The organism is Hyphomicrobiales bacterium (assembly GCA_016710435.1).
Lineage (GTDB): Bacteria > Pseudomonadota > Alphaproteobacteria > Rhizobiales > Aestuariivirgaceae > Aestuariivirga.
Genome location: JADJVV010000001.1, coordinates 3,375,323 through 3,391,863, shown reverse-complemented (window position 1 = coordinate 3,391,863; position 16,541 = coordinate 3,375,323). Strand labels below are relative to the sequence as shown.

The 16,541-nt window shown below is 61.2% G+C and carries 21 protein-coding genes; 6 read left to right on the top strand and 15 right to left on the bottom strand.

Annotated elements, in window-relative coordinates:
* Positions 1 to 19: 19 nt before the first annotated feature.
* The 4 genes from IPM06_16625 to purQ form a co-directional block, all read right to left on the bottom strand.
* Positions 20 to 199, bottom strand: a complete 180-nt coding sequence (locus tag IPM06_16625; GenBank protein ID MBK8772036.1) for a hypothetical protein — start codon at positions 197 to 199, stop codon at positions 20 to 22.
* 162 nt (positions 200 to 361) lie between these two features.
* Positions 362 to 502, bottom strand: a complete 141-nt coding sequence (locus IPM06_16620) for a hypothetical protein (protein ID MBK8772035.1) — start codon at positions 500 to 502, stop codon at positions 362 to 364.
* Between the two features lie 144 nt (positions 503 to 646).
* On the bottom strand, positions 647 to 1,120 hold the full coding sequence (locus IPM06_16615; GenBank protein ID MBK8772034.1) for a hypothetical protein: 474 nt from the start codon (positions 1,118 to 1,120) through the stop codon (positions 647 to 649).
* Positions 1,121 to 1,123: 3 nt separating this feature from the next.
* Positions 1,124 to 1,786: a phosphoribosylformylglycinamidine synthase subunit PurQ gene (purQ, locus tag IPM06_16610; protein MBK8772033.1), complete on the bottom strand. Its 663-nt coding sequence runs from the start codon at positions 1,784 to 1,786 to the stop codon at positions 1,124 to 1,126.
* Between the two features lie 124 nt (positions 1,787 to 1,910).
* Here purQ and IPM06_16605 point away from each other — a divergent pair, with 124 nt between their 5' ends.
* A complete protein-coding gene (locus tag IPM06_16605) occupies positions 1,911 to 2,495 on the top strand; it encodes a hypothetical protein (protein ID MBK8772032.1) in 585 nt (194 codons plus the stop codon).
* Between the two features lie 3 nt (positions 2,496 to 2,498).
* Here IPM06_16605 and purS read toward each other — a convergent pair whose 3' ends face one another.
* Together purS and IPM06_16595 are read right to left on the bottom strand one after the other, a co-directional pair.
* On the bottom strand, positions 2,499 to 2,738 hold the full coding sequence (gene purS, locus IPM06_16600) for a phosphoribosylformylglycinamidine synthase subunit PurS (protein MBK8772031.1): 240 nt from the start codon (positions 2,736 to 2,738) through the stop codon (positions 2,499 to 2,501).
* A 2-nt stretch (positions 2,739 to 2,740) separates the two neighbouring features.
* Entirely contained in the window at positions 2,741 to 3,511 is a 771-nt protein-coding gene (locus IPM06_16595) for a phosphoribosylaminoimidazolesuccinocarboxamide synthase (GenBank protein ID MBK8772030.1), read from the bottom strand.
* Between the two features lie 193 nt (positions 3,512 to 3,704).
* On the opposite strand from IPM06_16595, the gene IPM06_16590 reads away from it, so the two are divergent.
* Together IPM06_16590 and IPM06_16585 are read left to right on the top strand one after the other, a co-directional pair.
* Positions 3,705 to 4,025, top strand: a complete 321-nt coding sequence (locus tag IPM06_16590) for a DUF1476 domain-containing protein (GenBank protein ID MBK8772029.1) — start codon at positions 3,705 to 3,707, stop codon at positions 4,023 to 4,025.
* A 4-nt stretch (positions 4,026 to 4,029) separates the two neighbouring features.
* Positions 4,030 to 4,800: a hypothetical protein gene (locus IPM06_16585; GenBank protein ID MBK8772028.1), complete on the top strand. Its 771-nt coding sequence runs from the start codon at positions 4,030 to 4,032 to the stop codon at positions 4,798 to 4,800.
* Between the two features lie 11 nt (positions 4,801 to 4,811).
* On the opposite strand, the gene IPM06_16580 is transcribed toward IPM06_16585, so the two are convergent.
* From IPM06_16580 to IPM06_16570, 3 genes are all read right to left on the bottom strand, one after another.
* Entirely contained in the window at positions 4,812 to 5,678 is an 867-nt protein-coding gene (locus IPM06_16580) for a DUF2971 domain-containing protein (GenBank protein ID MBK8772027.1), read from the bottom strand.
* A 120-nt stretch (positions 5,679 to 5,798) separates the two neighbouring features.
* The gene (locus IPM06_16575; GenBank protein MBK8772026.1) at positions 5,799 to 6,110 is read right to left on the bottom strand and encodes a HigA family addiction module antidote protein; all 312 of its coding nucleotides are present in this window, start codon (positions 6,108 to 6,110) and stop codon (positions 5,799 to 5,801) included.
* A gap of 31 nt (positions 6,111 to 6,141) precedes the next feature.
* Positions 6,142 to 6,420 carry a type II toxin-antitoxin system RelE/ParE family toxin gene (locus IPM06_16570; protein MBK8772025.1) on the bottom strand — a complete coding sequence of 93 codons (279 nt, stop codon included), beginning with the start codon at positions 6,418 to 6,420 and terminating at the stop codon, positions 6,142 to 6,144.
* Between the two features lie 826 nt (positions 6,421 to 7,246).
* Here IPM06_16570 and IPM06_16565 point away from each other — a divergent pair.
* The 3 genes from IPM06_16565 to IPM06_16555 all read left to right on the top strand — a co-directional run bounded on the left by IPM06_16565 (position 7,247) and on the right by IPM06_16555 (position 9,906).
* Positions 7,247 to 8,488, top strand: coding sequence for a nicotinate phosphoribosyltransferase (locus IPM06_16565; protein ID MBK8772024.1), 1,242 nt, complete (start codon positions 7,247 to 7,249; stop codon positions 8,486 to 8,488).
* An 86-nt stretch (positions 8,489 to 8,574) separates the two neighbouring features.
* Positions 8,575 to 9,039, top strand: coding sequence for a L,D-transpeptidase (locus IPM06_16560; GenBank protein ID MBK8772023.1), 465 nt, complete (start codon positions 8,575 to 8,577; stop codon positions 9,037 to 9,039).
* A gap of 87 nt (positions 9,040 to 9,126) precedes the next feature.
* Complete coding sequence (locus tag IPM06_16555; protein ID MBK8772022.1) at positions 9,127 to 9,906, top strand: SDR family oxidoreductase; 780 nt, start codon at positions 9,127 to 9,129, stop codon at positions 9,904 to 9,906.
* Between the two features lie 9 nt (positions 9,907 to 9,915).
* Here the strand turns inward: IPM06_16555 and IPM06_16550 are convergent, their stop codons facing one another.
* The 6 genes from IPM06_16550 to IPM06_16525 all read right to left on the bottom strand — a co-directional run bounded on the left by IPM06_16550 (position 9,916) and on the right by IPM06_16525 (position 16,536).
* Positions 9,916 to 10,386, bottom strand: a complete 471-nt coding sequence (locus IPM06_16550; GenBank protein ID MBK8772021.1) for a hypothetical protein — start codon at positions 10,384 to 10,386, stop codon at positions 9,916 to 9,918.
* Between the two features lie 97 nt (positions 10,387 to 10,483).
* Positions 10,484 to 11,437, bottom strand: a complete 954-nt coding sequence (gene gcvA / locus IPM06_16545) for a transcriptional regulator GcvA (GenBank protein MBK8772020.1) — start codon at positions 11,435 to 11,437, stop codon at positions 10,484 to 10,486.
* A gap of 352 nt (positions 11,438 to 11,789) precedes the next feature.
* Positions 11,790 to 12,572, bottom strand: a complete 783-nt coding sequence (gene caiD, locus IPM06_16540; GenBank protein MBK8772019.1) for a crotonobetainyl-CoA hydratase — start codon at positions 12,570 to 12,572, stop codon at positions 11,790 to 11,792.
* Positions 12,569 to 14,605 carry an acetate--CoA ligase family protein gene (locus IPM06_16535; GenBank protein MBK8772018.1) on the bottom strand — a complete coding sequence of 679 codons (2,037 nt, stop codon included), beginning with the start codon at positions 14,603 to 14,605 and terminating at the stop codon, positions 12,569 to 12,571. The genes caiD and IPM06_16535 overlap by 4 nt, the downstream gene beginning before the upstream one ends.
* 9 nt (positions 14,606 to 14,614) lie before the next feature.
* Complete coding sequence (locus tag IPM06_16530; protein MBK8772017.1) at positions 14,615 to 15,778, bottom strand: acyl-CoA dehydrogenase family protein; 1,164 nt, start codon at positions 15,776 to 15,778, stop codon at positions 14,615 to 14,617.
* A gap of 5 nt (positions 15,779 to 15,783) precedes the next feature.
* Positions 15,784 to 16,536, bottom strand: a complete 753-nt coding sequence (locus IPM06_16525) for an SDR family oxidoreductase (GenBank protein ID MBK8772016.1) — start codon at positions 16,534 to 16,536, stop codon at positions 15,784 to 15,786.
* Between the last annotated feature and the right edge of the window lie 5 nt (positions 16,537 to 16,541).

Genomic DNA, 16,541 nt, shown 5'->3' with positions numbered 1-16,541 from the left:
GATGTTGCAGCCAGTGATTTCAGCGGTAGTAGCTCGGGGTCCCGTCGAGCGTGGCGAAGCGGATGCTCCGCAGGGTTTCCTGCGTGGCCATGTCGCTCAGCATGTTTTCCATGCGGCCCATCAGGCGCACATTCGAGAGTTCGAGCGTTTCGTCGATCTCGGGTTCGTGGCGATTCTTCTTGAACAGGTTCTGCAACATTATCCTCTCCCAAACTTGCTGCGCCGTCCCACACCGGGTTTCGATGTGTGATTGCATTGGGCCGTATTTCGTTGCGTTAATCTACTGTTAACGCCGATTGCGGTTCAGAACCTGTTAACCGCGGCCCTTGAGTTTTCGGAAAGATTGGATCGAAACGAAGTGTTAACCAGCCTTGGCGGCAGCCCCGTCGAGATGCAGCACACGGTCCATGCGGGCCACCATGGCGGCCTGGCACGCGGCGGCCGCCTCGTTTGCAGCGGTATTTTCTTTTTTCTTCAGCAGCTTCGCAAGAAACTTGGTCATGGTGTTCGCTCCAGTATTGAACACGCACAAGTTGCCGCGATTTTCGCCGTAATTGGCTAAAATTCGCGATGAATCCGACGTTAAGAGATATCAGAGTTTCCGAAGTGTTGAGGTGACCTTGTCCCCGGCATCGGCGTCCTGCCGTCAGGGCGCAGGCCAGACCTTGCGGGCAATGGATTTGAACTGACTGATCCCCATGGAGCCCCGTTCATTGCGCGATTTTGAACCGGGCACGGTGAGGCGTGACCTGATGGCGCCGTAATCCGCCTCCCAGATTTCGATGGTATCGAGGTTGGAGCGGTCGAGCAGCACCAACACTGCAAAATCGAAAGCGGGTTCCAGTTTGATTTTCGGTACGCGGCCCACGTATTTCGATTTCGCATCGACGGCGCGGCCCTTGATCTGGATGAGCTCGGTCTTGCCGCCGTTCAACCGCCCGGCATCGGCGGAGGCGGCGCGTGCCGGAAAAAGGCTGAGGCCGAGGAGGCGGGCGGCCTCCTGTTCAGCTATTTCGCCGGAGATGCCCAGTGGCTTTCCCGTCAACTGATAATAGCGGCAGGCAATTTCCTTGGCCCGCGAAATGAGGGTCGCAACTTCGGCGTCGGAATGTTCCGTCACGACTCAGGCCGCCAGCAGGCCTTCGAACAGGGGGCGGCAGTCCTGCCGGCCATGGATGGGGTCGATCATGTTTTCCGGATGCGGCATCATGCCGATGACGTTGCCGGCCTCATTCGTGATTCCCGCGATGTCGTTCATGGCGCCGTTGGGGTTGGTGCCCTCGGCGTAGCGGAAGACGACGCGGTTTTCGCCTTCGAGGCGGGCCAGCGTTTCGGGGTCGCAGATGTAGTTTCCTTCGCCGTGGGCGATGGGGCAGGTGACGACCTGGCCCTTGGCCATGCGGTTGGTGAACCAGGTCGCGTTGTTCTCGATTGTCAGCTTCACCTCGCGGCAGACGAAATGGAGACTGGCGTTGCGCACCAGAGCACCCGGCAGCAGGCCTGCCTCGGTGATGATCTGGAAGCCGTTGCAGACACCCAGAACCTTCAAGCCTTTCAGCGCCTTGGCCTTCACATCTGCCATGATGGGTGAACGTGCCGCAATAGCCCCGCAACGGAGATAGTCGCCGTAGGAGAAGCCGCCGGGCACGACCACCAGGTCAACTTTCGGCAAGGCGGTTTCCGCATGCCACACCGCCACGGGTTTCACACCCGTCGTGGCTTCGAGTGCGTGCATCATGTCGCGCTCGCGGTTGATGCCGGGGAAGACGATGACAGCGGATTTCATGGGGCAGGGAGTCCGTTTGCAGCGTGAGAAAGATGCTGGTGGCCTTAGCGCAATGCGGGTAGATTCACAAACAGGCTTGTTCATAAACGCGACGAATCTCCGGGGGCAGGGCAGGAGATCATGCATGGCCGACCCATCCCGCGTCCGGCGCTCGCTCCTTGCGCGACTGTGGTCGTTGCGCGGCCAGCCGTTCACGCGTGCGCAGCGGATGGCGCTCGGACTCATGACGCTCGGGATTCTGTTTGCGGTGGCGCTGCCGCTCCTCCTGGTGATGCGGCAATGGCAGGTTGAACGCTTCCTGCAGGTGGATGCCACGGTGACGGCGCTGGAGCTTCCACCGCCCGTTCAGTCAGAAGGCTGGGAAGTCAGCCGTGCGGGCCGCGTGACGCTCACCTATGTCGCCAGCGGCTTGCCGCAAACCGTGACGCTGGAGGCCAACCGCTTTGATCCCGAGCGGCTGGTGCTGGGCAACACCGTGCCGCTGCACGTCGATCCCAATCATCTCGGGCAGGTGGAGACGGAAACGACGTGGCACACGTTCCTGGTCACGGTGATGCTTACCGTCGCGGCGGCGGGTGTGGCGGTGCTGGCGTGGCTGCTGTTCCGCTGGCTCACGCCCGAGGTGCAGGCGGACGAAGACGATGACGATGAGGCCGAGGATGACGACATCTTCGAGCCGATGCCCGAACGCCCCCGTTTCCGGCGCTGAGGATCAGCCCAGTTCGATCGCGTAGTTTTCGATCACCGTGTTGGCGATGAGCTTTTCGCACATGGCCTGCACCTGCGCTTCGGCCTTGGCGCGATCGGTTTCGGTGAGCTCGATCTCGAAATACTTGCCCTGCCGCACCTGGCCCACGCCAGCAAAACCAAGGTGGCCAAGGGCCCCTTCGATGGCCTTGCCCTGCGGGTCCAGCACGCCGTTCTTCAGGGTGACTTTGATCTTGGCTTTCATGGTCAGTCGTTCTTCACAAGTTTCAGGCTGCGCTCGACAACTTCACCCGGCTGGATGATGCCGAGGCGCTTGGCCACTTCCTGGTAGGCCTCGACGAGGCCGCCCATGTCGCGGCGGAAGCGGTCCTTGTCCAGCTTTTCGTTGGTCTTCATGTCCCAGAGGCGGCAGTTGTCGGGGCTGATCTCATCGGCCAGCACCACGCGCATCATGTCGTTCTCGTAGTAACGGCCGAATTCCAGCTTGAAGTCGACGAGGCGGATGCCGATGCCGAGGAAGAGGCCGGAGAGGAAATCATTGATGCGCACCGACATGTGCACGATGTCGTCCATCTCCTGCGGCGTGGCCCAGCCGAAGGCGGTGACGTGTTCTTCCGTCACCATGGGATCGCCCAGCTTGTCGTTCTTGTAGTAGAGCTCGATGATGGAGCGGGGCAGGGGCTTGCCTTCATCGATGCCAAGGCGCTTCGAGATGGAGCCCGCGGCCACATTGCGCACCACCACCTCAAGCGGAATGATCTCGACCTCGCGGACAAGCTGTTCGCGCATGTTGAGCGAGCGGATGAAATGGGTGGGCAGGCCCATCTCGTTGATCTTGGTGAAAAGGTATTCGGAGATCCGCTGGTTGAGCACGCCCTTGCCTTCGATCACGGCCTTTTTCTCGGCGTTGAAGGCGGTGGCGTCATCCTTGAAATGCACCACCACGGTGCCAGGCTCGGGACCCTCGTACAGGATCTTGGCCTTGCCCTCGTAGATGCGGGTGCGCTTGTTGTTCATTCTGTATATCCTCAAAGACGCCTCTCGTCGGCCCGGTTTAACATGACGGCGGGACCATTACACACGCTTATAGGTGGGGTTGGAAAACTGGCGTCCCTATAGGACAAGTTGCTGCGGCGCACAATTCTTTTGAATCCGTTGATTTGCGTCCGCCGCATAGCTATTTGGAAGCGCATATCCCGGGAGATTCATGATGACGACATTCGACAAGCGCGAAGAAAGCTTCGAAAAGAAGTTTGCCCATGACGAGGAGCTGCGCTTCAGGGCCACCGCCCGCCGCAACAAGCTGCTCGGCCTGTGGGCCGCTGAAAAGCTTGGACTTTCGGGAGCAGCCGCGGAAACCTACGCCAAGGAGGTTGTGGCCGCCGATTTCGAGGAAGCGGGCGACGACGACGTGGTTCGCAAGGTTCTCGCCGATTTCCAGGCCAGGAACGTCAGCCAGTCGGACCATCAGGTCCGCCGCACCATGGATGAACTGATGGCCGAGGCCATCGCCCAGATCAAGGCGGGCTGATCCGGTGTCGGGCGCCTCATTCGCACTCCGCAAGCGGCTCGCCAGTGGCGGGCCGCTCGTGTTTCCATGGGTCGGAACGCCCGGCGCGCAGCTTGCGGGCCAGGTGGCGCGGCTCGATTTCGATGCCGTGGCGCTGGACTTGCAGCACTCGACGATCGACATGGGCGAGGCGGCCCAGATGGTCGCCGCCATCAATGCCGTGGGCAAGCCCGCCATCCTGCGGGTGCGCTGGAATGATCCGGGCATCGTCAATTCGGCGCTCGACATGGGGGCGGCCTGCGTCATCGCGCCCATGACCAACTCGGTCGAGCAGGTGAAGGCGCTGGTGAAGGCGGCAAAATATCCGCCGGTGGGTCAGCGCTCCTGGGGCGGCTACACCATGCTGCAGTCGGCGGGTGTGGGGGCGGGCGACTACCTCAAGCAGGCCAACACCGAAACGCTGGTCATGGCCATGATCGAAACGCAGGAAGCGCTGGACAGCGTGGAGGCCATCGCGGCCGTTCCCGGCCTTGACGGCTTGTTCGTGGGGCCGAGCGACCTTTCGATTGCGCTCAGCAACGGCGCCAAGATCGACCGCCTCGGACAGGGCACGCTGGACGCGATGAAGAAGATCGCCGCCGCTGCCCATAAGAACAACCTCGTCGCTGCCGCCTTCGCCGGGACGGTCGACGGCGTCAAAGCCTACAGCAACATCGGCTACACCTTCCTCGCCGGCCCAACCGACACGGAACTGATGCGCTCAGGCGCGGAGAGCTTCTGGGGGAAGATGAAATAGGTGAAGCGCCGTCACCTGTATGGAATCGAAGACTGCCAGGTCGATACTTGAGACAGGGACTTCTTCAGCGCCTCTGCAATTGTCTCTCTGCTTCCCACCGTCGTTGATGGGCCGAATCCAATTGAGACTAGTGCTGATTCGCGCACGTCCTTTGTTGGCAACTCAAGATATGATGTTTCGCCGTATTTTCCGTTGCGATTTTTGATTGGAATCGATTTGAGTTCGTGACCTTTTGCGGTGTGCCCTATAGAATCTTGGTATTCATTGTCGCGCAGGCCCCTCAATACGATCCTAGAAACACGAATCTCTTTCTCAGCCCTAAACGCATGGTGTTTGAACGCAAACAGGTCGGCCGCTACAAACTGCGACAAAAGCCGAATTTCATCCAGTTTGTGCTGACCAAGACCATGAATGGGAACAAGAAATTCATTCTGCAACATAGCTAGACTGATCTCAGCAAACTGCTTGACTGCTGCTGCGCCGTAGCAAACTCGCCTCATTGCCACGCCACAATTTTGTTCAATGAAACCCGCATCAAATCCTAAAACGCAACCACTCCCACCGTCCCCATATGTAATCCATTGATTGAGATCGTCACTCTCAGTCGTAAAACTCCCGATCATCATTTTTGTGTGTCTGTTGATCGAACGTAGTGCATTCAGAACTAGAATTTTTGCCGCGAAAATATTACTGCCGGTGATCGAGCCAATGCAGTCAACAAAGGCGTCTCTTGCATACTTAAATTCAGTTGAGTCGTTAGTCTTCTCAAAATCAGACAACCAAATTTCTCCGCTTTCAATTATTGATTTTGCTGCGGAGACAGATGTGTAGTGATAGATTATCTCCTTTGGCTTTGGCGCAAAGATGTGAGGTAACATTAGTATTTGTCTCGTCGTCTTGCGAAAACTTTGCTCAGCTGGTTAGTCTGAAGTCCAATTCCAATTCCGGTGACAGTAGTCAGGTTGGTCGCTGTGATACTGCATTCAATTTATAACCCCTCACACCGCCTCCAGCGTCGGAATGCCTGAGACATCGATCTTCTGTTCCGCTTCCCACAAGTCGTGGGCGGTTTGCATGTTCAGCCAGAGGCGGGGGCCGTTGCCGCAGAGTTTGCCGAGTTTGACTGCGGTAGCGGGGGTCACCGGTTGCCGCCCCGCCAGAATGTCGTGCAGGGACTGACGCGAAAGGCCGAGCAGACGCGCGATTTCGGACTTGGGCCTGCCAAGCGCGGGCAGCACCTCAAGGGCCAGCAGCGTGCCGGGGTGGGCAGGGCGGCGGCGCGGATTGCGCCTGGCGGTCACCTCAATCATGTCTCACTCCCTGTCTCAATGGTTGCGTGTGTCAATGGTACTGTTCCAGATCAACCTTGATGGCGTCGCCATCGGCGAATTCGAATGTCAGGCACCAAGGCCCATTCACATGGACGGTGTAGCGCACTGGTTTTGGCCCGCGCAGCGCGTGGAAATCAAAGCCCGGCACGTTCATGTCGGCCGCCTCGGCTGCCGCTTCCAGCGCGTCGAGACGGAGCAGAATGCGGTCTTGCAGCTTGCGGTCAACCCTGGCGCTTGAGCCCTTCTCCCAAAGCTCTGCCAGACCCTTGTGCCGGAATGACCTGATCATGTGTGATGTGTAAGGTATTACCTTACGAATGTCAAGTCGTGGCTTACAGGTCAATGCCATCAAGCATGGCAATGTTGCGAGGCCAATCATCTTCCCCCGTCTCCTTGATGGGGAACAAGAGCGAATGAAATTGACTTTATTCCTGTTCTATGATTTATAGCGTGTGATGGGTTTGGCAAGGAGGGATCAGTGTCGCGAGCTTATCTGCACTGCCTCACCCATGAGCAGCGCCCGCGCTCTGTCAGCAAAGCACTGACAGCTCCCGGGAGCCGGAGGTCCGCCCCTTGGACACTAAGGTCCAAGCGCGGTTTACCGCAGTTCACCCACACCCCGTGTGTCTCTCCGGAGGCGCACGCAACGGGGCCGGGCTCAGTCCGTAAGTGCCCTGGTTGTGTGGATTGGCGAGTGCGGGCCTTGCGGGCCAAAACCGCTGCGTTTCTGGATGCCACTGCACGCTGTTCCGCTTTGCCTCACGGCAAAGCAGGCGTGAGTGGTCGGGCTTATCGCCGAATCCAATACCTTCCTTTGACCACCGCATGCAGGCGACAGGCCCGTACGGGAACAGTCCCTCCATTTTTCCCTCGACACCCCATGCCTCCGTGAAATGACTCGCCACCCGTCACGCGATGCCTCGAAGCATGTGCCCCGTGGCACGCTTCCAGCCCGATTCCGTGTCGCTGCCCCTACCGGCCTCGCGGCAGGCTCACCTCGCTTTCGTGAGGTTCGGGGCTTTGCACGGCATGACGGGTTGAATGACGTCACGGGAAGCAACATCCTTCTCCTTCCAGCATTTGACGGCCTGCCTCATTCGGGCCAAAACCCTTTCATGGACAAGCCTGAAACCTCGCTCGCGCCGGCGCATGCCGCGATTCTCGACAAGCTGATTGCCCTCGTACATGCGGCGGGGCCGCTGTCGGCGCAGACGGACAAGTATTTCACCAACACGGCGCGCATCGTCGGCGCCCACGGCGATACGGAAGTCACATTCGCGGTGTTCATGCGCCGCCGCGTGGTGGCCGCGCTTGAGCCCGCCATTCGCATGGCCCGCGCGCTGGTGCCGGATGTGAAGATCCGCCGGCTCGTGCAGGAAGGCGAAGTGGTGCCGTCCGAACGCAAGCTCATGGAAATCACCGGCTCCATGAAGAAGCTGTCGGAAGTGGAAACCGTGCTGCTGCAGAAGATCGGCTTTCCCTGCGTGTGCGCCAACAACGCCTACGAGATGTGCCTCGCCATGCCCGGCTCCGGCTTCATGGACATGCACGCACGCCATGCCTCCGGCGCGGAGATGAACATCCTCGCCGCCTATGGCGCCATGGTGGGCTCGAACGCGGCGAAGCGGCACAATGCCGAGGCCAGGGGCTTCATCGGCTCGTCGCAGGATCTGACCGCGCCCTTCTTCGGCACGGGCGGCGGCATGGGCACGATGCCCCATGCGCTTGTGGGTTACACGGGTGGCGACGTGCTGGCGGCGATGAAGTTGTTCCACGACACGCTGCCCGAGGCAAAGTCGCTCACGGCACTCACCGACTACACGGGCCATGAGGTCACGGATGCGTTGCGCTGCGCCCGCTGGTTCTACAAGGAGCAGAAGCTCGACCAGGCGGGCAAGAGTTTCGGTGTGCGTCTCGACACCCATGGCGGGCGCTTTGCCGAGGGGCTTGACTACGAGAAATCAGTGGACGTCGTGGGTCACTGGCTGAAGGTTTCGGGCGAATACAACATCGTGGAACAGGTTCTGGGGGGCAGGGCGTTCCAACTGGACCCGAGCAACATCCTCGTCGACAAGGTGCGCCGCATCCTGTTCGGCAAGGGCGTATCGGTGGCCTGCGCGATCCACACGCGGCTGGCGCTGGACAACGCGGGATTCACCTCGGCCCAGATCGTCGGCTCGTCCGGGTTCAATCCGGAGAAATGCCAGATCATGGGCGCGGCGCGGGCACCGCTCGACATGGTGGGCACGGGATCGTTCCTGCCGGCCACGCTCAGCGAAACCTATGCGACGGCGGACATCATATCCTACGGCGGGGAGCGTCGGGTGAAGGTGGGCCGGGAGTTCTTGTTTGATTAATCACGCGGAGGTGCGGCAACTGGTCAATTGTTAGAAATTCAGATACACATGGCGATTCTGTGGGGGTTACAATTGAGGGAACACGCATGAGCAAGCTCTTCAACATTTTTGTCAGCCTCGTCGCTGCGGTCGTCCTGACCTTCAGCGCCGCCGACGCCTCGACCCCCAAGCGGCTCAAGGCCCGCCAGCCGGCCGCGGTGCAGGTGCACATCGACATCGGCTCGCAGACCATGTCGGTGAGGGTGAACGGATTCCCCTACGCCTATTGGCGCGTTTCCACGGCGCGGCCGGGCTACTACACGCCGCGCGGTTCGTTCGGCGTCACGCGCACGGCGAAGGTCTACTACTCGAAGAAATACGACAACGCGCCCATGCCGAATTCCGTGTTCTTCCACGGTGGCTATGCCATCCACGGCACGGGCTATATCAAGAACCTCGGCCGCCCGGCGTCGCACGGCTGCGTGCGCCTGCATCCGTCCAACGCGGCGAAGCTCTATTCGCTGGTGCACAAGTACGGCCCGCGCCGCGTGCGTATCACTCTCAGCAACTGATTATCTGCCCTGCGCAGTTGAAAGGCTCTGGCGCTTGACGTGCCGGAGCCTTTTTCGCATCGTCACAAAAAAAGGGGCAGGGATGGCATGACACGCGTTGCATTGATCACCGGAGGCGCACAGGGCATTGGTGCGGCAGTTGCGCGGCAATTTCTTCGCGATGGCTTGAAGGTGGTCCTGCTCGACCGCAATGCGGAAAAGCTGGCGAGCCTGCAAAAGGAGTGTGGGGCGGACAAGGTGGAAACACTGGCCGCCGACCTCACGGATCTCGCCACCCCCAAAAAGGCTGTCGATCTCGCCGTCCAGCGCTTCGGCCGTCTCGACGTGCTGGTGAATGCCGCGGGCAATACCGAGCGCTGGTCGATCGATGATGTCACACCTGAGGCCTACCAGCGCATGTTCGATGTGAACGTGCGGGCACCCATCTTCCTGATGCATGAGGCAGGGAAAGTGATGGGGAAGGCAGACACGGGCGTCGTCATCAACATCACCTCCATGCTGGCCCATGGCGGCCCGCCCAACATCGGCATCTATGCCGCTTCGAAGGCAGCACTGGTGGGCATGACGAAGAACGCGGCCAACGCCTGGAAACGGAAAAACATCCGCGCCTACGCAATCAATCTCGGCTGGGTCAATTCCGATGGCGAGCACGCCCTGCAGACCAGGTTCCACAAGATGCCGGAGGACTGGGCGCAGCGCATCGGAAGCCGTGTGCCCTTCGGCCGCCTGCTGGTGCCTGAAGATGTGGCAGGCCTGTGCGCTTTCCTGCTCACACCGCCGGCGCTGATGATGACCGGCAATGTGATCGACTACGAACAGATGCCGATGGGCACCTACGACGAATATCCACCGCTGGCGCGCGAATAGGACTGGCGTTCAGCGCGGCGGACACGCCTTGCCGCCGCGCCGCGCCAGGGCGAAGGGCATCAGGTCGGCATTCATGCGCAGGAGGGCGGTCACGCCACTGCAATCGGGCCCGGCCAGCAGCAGGCCTTGCTGCGGCATCACCTTCATGCCGCCGCCGCCCGTCGCCAGGACAAAGATGTTGCCATCGCAATAGGCCGCGCAGGCATAGCCCGCGCCGGTGTCATTGCATTCGAAGGGTGTTGTGAGCCACGCATCGCCGGTTTCGCGGAAACGCGCCATCACGCGGCCAAATGTCTGTGGTCTGTTCGCGGGTGCCGGGCCGAGATTCGCCTCGATCCGCAGGGCGGTGACCTGTTGCAGCGGAAGTTTCTTGAGTTCGGCCTTGTTCCAGGATTTCTCGAAGCAGCCCTTGGGTGCCGTTCCCGCATTGGCCGTTGACACCGCCACCAGCAGTGCAAGCAAAAGTCCCCCGACACGCATTCCCAATTCCCCCGAAGCTGAATGCTATGCGCGCATGAAAGCACCAGCAGCGTGGATGGTCAATCAGAGGTTGATGGGAGATCGGAAAGCGACGAGGTCAGGCGGCGCTTTCTTCGGCGCCGCTGGAGGCTACCCGGTTTTCCGTGAGTTTCGCCTCTGCGAGGCACCACTCCCGGAAGGCCTCCACCAAGGGGGCATCGGCGGTGTCGGGCCGGCTGATGACATAATAGGCAAAGGTCTTGGGCGCGCGCAGCGACAACTCGAAGGGCTTGACCAGACGGCCCGCGGCAAGGTCGTCTGCGACCAGGTTGGAATCGCCCAAGGCCACGCCCATGCCGTCGATTGCCGCCTGCACGGCATAGGAGGTCTGGCCGAAATGCAGTCCGGCGCGATCATCGAAGTCGGTGATGCCGGCGGCGCGCATCCACATCTTCCAGTTCGGCCAGGGATTGCCCTGCGCCTCCCAATCAAGGTGGATGAGGGTGTAACGCAACAGGTCGCGCGGGGTCTTCAGAGGGCGTTCCTTGGTGATGATCTTGGGACTGCACACGGGGAAAACCTTGTCCTGGAAAAGGATGTCCGCACGCAGGCCCGGGTACTTGCCTTCGCCAAAGCGAATCGCCACGTCCACGTCCTCGCGGTCGAAATCCACGACGGAATGGGAGACGTCGACGCGCACATCTGCGCCGGGGTGAAGGGTAAGGAATCGATCAAGGCGGGGCACCAGCCATTTCGCGGCCAGGGAGGGCGAGGCCGAGACCCGGATCTGCTGGCGGTTTTCCAGTCGCTTGATCCGGAGCAGGGCGCGGCTCAGCACTTCCAGGCTCTCGTGAGCAGCCGTCTGGAGGATTTCGCCCTGCCGGGTGAGGCGCATGGAACGGCTGGTTCTGGTGAAGAGGGGAACTCCCATCAGACCCTCCAACTCCTTGATCTGATGGCTGATTGCGGCAGGCGTCACCCCCAGTGCATCAGCCGCGCGGGTGAAGCTCAGATGCTCTGCGGCGGCATCAAAAGCCCGCAAGGAGCGCAGACCGGGGAACAGCTCAATCATGGCGAAATCCTGGCGATCTTCAAATGAAATTTGACGATGAGAAAAGAATTAGTCGTTTCTCCTTTGAATCGCAACGCCCTATATTCCGATCATCAACAGAGATTAAAGAAAGTTAAGGCCATGAACAAGTTCCTCACCCGCGCCGCCCAGGTTCTCCGCACTGCCTTCACCGCCGATGCGGATGCCAAGCGCATGCTCGAAAAGACCTACGTTGAAGTGGCGCTGAATTCGCGTTTCGGCGGCAACTGAGCCCCGACGCCTTCTCCCGAATCAGGCGGTTCCACTCCCCGCCAACCTGAATGGCCGCAGTCCTCACGGACGCGGCCATTTTTTGTTGCGGTCCCGTGAGGGTTCAGCGGCCCTTCCAGACCGGCTTCCGCTTCTCGGCAAAGGCCTTCGCACCCTCAAGCTGGTCTTCCGAGGAATAGAGCACGTCCACGCTCTTGAGCTTACGCTTCGTTACCATGTGAAATGCCTCGTGGATCGGCAGGTGCGTGGTCTCGCGGGCGATCTCCTTGATGCAAGCATAGACCAGCGGCGGGCCATCAGCGAGTTGCGCCGCCACCTCACGGGCACGCACCATCAGGCGGTTGGCGGGCACGACTTCGTTGACGATGCCCCATTGCTTGGCTTCTGCCGTATCAATGCGGCGGCCGGTGAAGAGCATCTCCATGGCGACGTGATAGGGGATGAAGCGGGGCAGCTTGATCGTTGCGGCATCAGCGACGGTGCCCGAGTTGATCTCCGGCAGCGCGAAGGTCGCGTGATCAGCTGCAATGATAATATCGCAGGAGATCATGATCTCGAATCCACCGCCGAAGGCGAGGCCGTTCACGGCGCAGATCACCGGCTTGTTGAGGCCCTTGAGTTCCTGCAGTCCGCCGAAGCCACCCACGCCGTAATCCACATCGGGCGCTTCGCCTGCGGCCGCCGCCTTCAGGTCCCAGCCGGGGCAGAAGAACTTTTCGCCTGCCGCCGTCAGGATCGCCACGCGCAATTCCGGATCATCGCGGAAGCCCGCAAAGATGTCGCCCATGATGCGACTGGTGGCGGCATCGATGGCATTGGCCTTGGGGCGGTCGATCGTGACTTCGAGGACGGCGCCGCGGCGCTCGGTGCGGATGGGTGATGTCATGCGAGTGGCCTCATGCGGATCAAAGCGTCGACGGCACAAGCGCCGTCCGGCAGGACGAGGAGGGGGTTGACGTCCAGCTCCTCCAGCGAGCCAGCATAGCTGCCCGCGAAATTGGCAACAGTCTCGATCGCGTCCACGACGGCGCGGGCATCACCCGACTTGCCGCGGAAGCCTTCCACCAGCGTCCAGACGCGGAGACGTTTCACGGCGCGTTCAATCTCGGCCCGCGAGGTTGGCAGCAGCAGTGCCACCGAATCCCTGAGCAGTTCTGTGAGAACACCCCCTGCGCCAATCACCAAAGCGAGGCCGAACTGGGGATCGCGCTTCACCCCGATGATGAGTTCCGCAACGGCACCGCGCACCATGCGCTCCACCAGCACGGTGCTGGAGAGGTGGGCCACGGACTTTGCCGCAGCCGCAACCTCGTCTGCAGACAGCAGGTTGAGTTTCACGCCGCCTGCTTCCGTCTTGTGGGCGATGGCAGCGGACGAGACTTTGAGCGTCACCGGAAAGCCGATGCGCGCCGCCACGGCGGGCGCTTCGGCAATGCTGCATTCCTGTCCATCGGGCACGGGCAGTCCGCGCCGCTTGAGCAGCGCCTTGGCTTCCACTTCAGTGAGCGTTGCCGGTTCACCCGTTGAAAGGGTGGCTGTCACGGCTTCCGGGATTTGTTCGGCCCTGGCCCAGTTTTCCCCGATGCGGGCCGCGGCCTCGAAGGCGGTCAGGGCATCGTCGAGCCCGAACATCGGTGCGATGCCGGAGAGCGCCATGTCCTCTGCCAGTTTCAGCGGCAGGCATTCGGGAAGGGTCGCCACCACGGCGGCACGCGCCGTGTTCAACACCGCCGCCATGCGGAAGGCGCGCGCTGTCTTCAGCCACGCGGCAGGGTCCATGTGGTCCTGTGTCGGCGTGTCGAGAATGAGCATGCCCACATCAAAGCCACCCGACAGCACGGCGGTAAATGTGGCGGTGAGCTTCTCTTCCTGGTTCCAGATGAAGGTGTGGTAGTCGAGCGGATTGTCGATGGCGACAAACTCATTCAGCGTCGCCGCCACCTTGTCGCGGGTCTGCGGATTGAACGGCGGGAAGGACACGCCGCGTCCGACCGACATATCGGCGGCCAGCGCCGCCTCGCCGCCCGAGCAGGAGAGCGACACGAGGCGTCCACCCTGCAAGGCACCAAAGTGCAGGAACTTCAGCGTTTCGACAAAGGCCGTGATCGACGTCATGCGCGCCACGCCGAGGCGTTCGAACAGCGCATCATATAGCGTGTCTGCGCCAGCGAGCGACGATGTGTGGCTCAGTGCGACCTTGGCGCCCTGTTCGGACCGACCCGTCTTCAACACGACCACGGGCTTGCGCCGTTGGCGCGCCTTCAGACAGGCGCGGGCAAAGGCAGCGACATCCTTCAAGCCCTCGATGTGAAGACCGATGGCAGAGACGCGGGGGTCATCGGCCAGTTCCTCCACCATGTCTGCCATGTCGACATCGACCTGGTTGCCGATGGTGAACACGGCGGCCAAGGGCAGGGCGCGCTTGGTGAAAGTGAGGTTGCAGGCAATGTTGCCGGATTGCGTGATGATGGCCACGCCGCGCTGCACCACCTTGATGCCATGTTCATCCGGCCACAGAGCCGCGCGGGCAAGGCCGTTCACGTATCCATAACAGTTCGGCCCCATCAGGCGCATGCCGTCTGCGGCCTTGAGGAGTTCGTCCTGCAGGGCGGTGTCGCCGGCTTCAGCGAAACCTGCGGCGTAGATCACGGCGCCACCACAGCCCAGCGCGCGAAGCTGCCTGACAACATCAACCGTCGGCTCGCGCTTGACGGCGACGAAGGCGGCATCCACAGGTTCGCCGATCTCTTCCACGGAGCGCTTGGCGGGGACGCCACCGAGATGCTCACGCTTGGGATGGACGGCGTGGATCTTGCCCGAGAATCCAAGTTCACTGGTGCGGCGGATGGCGATGTCACACTCGTTGCCGCCGACGAAGGCAATTGAGCGCGGGAAGATCAGGCGTTTCAGGTCAGTCATGGAAGCTGATTACCCACCCAGCGGGCGCAACAGGGCGCGGCTGATGATGTGACGCTGAATTTCGCTCGTGCCTTCCCAGATGCGTTCGACGCGGGCATCGCGCCAGATGCGTTCCAGCGGCAGGTCGCTCATCAGGCCCATGCCTCCGTGAATCTGGATGGCCTCGTCAGCAACGAAGGCGAGCATCTCCGTGGCCTTCAGCTTTGCCATGGCCATGTCCATGTCGGTCACGGTCTTCTGGTCGAATTTCCAGGCGGCTTCCAGCGTGAGGAGTTCCGCCGCCTTCAGTTCCAGCGCCATGTCGGCGAGCTTGAAGGACACGCCCTGGAACTTGCCGATCTGCTGGCCGAACTGCACGCGGTCCACGGCATATTGCTTTGCCTGTTCGAGAGCGCGCTCGGCGCGGCCGATGGAGGTGGCGGCGACTTGCAGGCGTGTCGCGCCCAACCAGTCATTCGCCACTTCGAAACCCTTGTGAACCTCGCCCAGCACTTGCGACTTGTGAATGCGGCAATCGGTGAACTCGAGAATGCAATTGTTGTAGCCGCGGTGGCTTACATTCTTGTAGCCCATGCGCACCGTGAAACCAGGCGTGCCCTTGTCCACGAGGAAGGCGGTGATGAGTTTTTTCTTGCCGCGGGGTGTGTCTTCCTCGCCGGTGGCAGCGAAGAGGATGCAGAAGGTTGCTTCATCGGCGTGGCTGATGAAATGCTTGGTGCCGTTGATGACGAACCAGTCGCCGTCCTGCCGGGCGAAGGTTTTCATGCCACGAAGGTCGGAGCCGATGCCGGGTTCGGTGAGGGCGAGGCAGTCTCCGGCTTCGCCACGGATGGACGGAAACAGATAACGTTCGCGCTGTTCGGCGTTGCAGGCCATGAGGATGTTGGAGGGCCTCGCCACGCAGGTCCAATGCAGCGCGTAATTGGCGCGGCCCAGTTCCTTTTCGTAGAGCACCCAGGTCAGCGTATCGAGCCCCGCGCCGCCCACGTCGGCCGGCATGTTGGCGGCATAGAGACCGGCTGCGATGGCCTTCTTCTTCAGTTCGTCACGCAGACCGGGGCGCAGTACGCCTGTCTCCTCGACCTCGGCCTCGTGCGGATAGAGTTCATTGGCGACGAAATCGCGCGTCGTCTTGATGATCATCTGTTGTTCGTCGGTGAGGGAAAAATCCATGTGACTTACCTGATGTGGAACGTTTCGGTGTGGCCATCGACGGCGATGGCCTGGCCGTTGATCATGCGGGCGGCAGGGGAGGCGAGGAAGACGGCGAGCCCCGCCACTTCTTCGGGTTCGACGAAGCGCTCAATCGACTGTCCGCCGACCATCTGCTTTGCCACGGTTTCGAAGGGGACGCCGCGCACGTCTGCTTCGCCTTGGATGACGCGGTTGATGCGGTCTCCGCGCACAACGCCGGGGCAGATGGCATTGGCGGTGCAGTTGTAGGGACCAAACTCGATGGCGAGCGACTTGGTGAAGCCGATCACCGCCCATTTCGCGGCGGCATAGGGCGTGCGATTGCCAAATCCGAAAAGGCCTGCGGTGGAGGCGAGATTGATCAACGCACCATGCTTCTGGTCCTTGAAGAGCGGCGCGGCGCGTCGGGCGCAGAGGAAGTAGCTGTCGATGCCGACCGAGAGGCACTCCCGCCATTCGGAGAAGTCTATGTCGTCTACAGGGGCGGTGGGGCCCTTGATGCCGGCGTTGTTCACCATCACGTCGAGTCCGCCCAGATCATCCAGCGCCTCGTCGAACCAGTTCTCGATGTCGGCTTCCGAGGTGACATCCACATGCGTGGCGCCGATCTCGGGAAACTCGGCCCTGAATTGCTCCAGCGCGGCCTCGTTCACATCGCAGATGTGCACCTGCGCGCCACTTTCGTGGAATGCCTTGGCGATGCAGCGACCTATGCCGCTGGCTGCTGCCGTGATCATGACGC

Bases quoted from the DNA above. Each gene is read 5' to 3' on its own strand.
- IPM06_16620 (MBK8772035.1), bottom strand. From the start codon at position 502: ATGACCAAGTTTCTTGCGAAGCTGCTGAAGAAAAAAGAAAATACCGCT.
- purS (MBK8772031.1), bottom strand. From the start codon at position 2,738: ATGAAAGCCAAGATCAAAGTCACCCTGAAGAACGGCGTGCTGGACCCG.
- IPM06_16535 (MBK8772018.1), bottom strand. From the start codon at position 14,605: ATGACTGACCTGAAACGCCTGATCTTCCCGCGCTCAATTGCCTTCGTC.
- IPM06_16580 (MBK8772027.1), bottom strand. From the start codon at position 5,678: ATGTTACCTCACATCTTTGCGCCAAAGCCAAAGGAGATAATCTATCAC.
- IPM06_16550 (MBK8772021.1), bottom strand. From the start codon at position 10,386: ATGCGTGTCGGGGGACTTTTGCTTGCACTGCTGGTGGCGGTGTCAACG.
- purQ (MBK8772033.1), bottom strand. From the start codon at position 1,786: ATGAAATCCGCTGTCATCGTCTTCCCCGGCATCAACCGCGAGCGCGAC.
- IPM06_16565 (MBK8772024.1), top strand. From the start codon at position 7,247: ATGGACAAGCCTGAAACCTCGCTCGCGCCGGCGCATGCCGCGATTCTC.
- IPM06_16570 (MBK8772025.1), bottom strand. From the start codon at position 6,420: ATGATCAGGTCATTCCGGCACAAGGGTCTGGCAGAGCTTTGGGAGAAG.
- IPM06_16575 (MBK8772026.1), bottom strand. From the start codon at position 6,110: ATGATTGAGGTGACCGCCAGGCGCAATCCGCGCCGCCGCCCTGCCCAC.
- gcvA (MBK8772020.1), bottom strand. From the start codon at position 11,437: ATGATTGAGCTGTTCCCCGGTCTGCGCTCCTTGCGGGCTTTTGATGCC.
- IPM06_16530 (MBK8772017.1), bottom strand. From the start codon at position 15,778: ATGGATTTTTCCCTCACCGACGAACAACAGATGATCATCAAGACGACG.
- caiD (MBK8772019.1), bottom strand. From the start codon at position 12,572: ATGACATCACCCATCCGCACCGAGCGCCGCGGCGCCGTCCTCGAAGTC.
- IPM06_16525 (MBK8772016.1), bottom strand. From the start codon at position 16,536: ATGATCACGGCAGCAGCCAGCGGCATAGGTCGCTGCATCGCCAAGGCA.
- IPM06_16590 (MBK8772029.1), top strand. From the start codon at position 3,705: ATGACGACATTCGACAAGCGCGAAGAAAGCTTCGAAAAGAAGTTTGCC.
- IPM06_16605 (MBK8772032.1), top strand. From the start codon at position 1,911: ATGGCCGACCCATCCCGCGTCCGGCGCTCGCTCCTTGCGCGACTGTGG.
- IPM06_16560 (MBK8772023.1), top strand. From the start codon at position 8,575: ATGAGCAAGCTCTTCAACATTTTTGTCAGCCTCGTCGCTGCGGTCGTC.
- IPM06_16595 (MBK8772030.1), bottom strand. From the start codon at position 3,511: ATGAACAACAAGCGCACCCGCATCTACGAGGGCAAGGCCAAGATCCTG.
- IPM06_16625 (MBK8772036.1), bottom strand. From the start codon at position 199: ATGTTGCAGAACCTGTTCAAGAAGAATCGCCACGAACCCGAGATCGAC.
- IPM06_16555 (MBK8772022.1), top strand. From the start codon at position 9,127: ATGACACGCGTTGCATTGATCACCGGAGGCGCACAGGGCATTGGTGCG.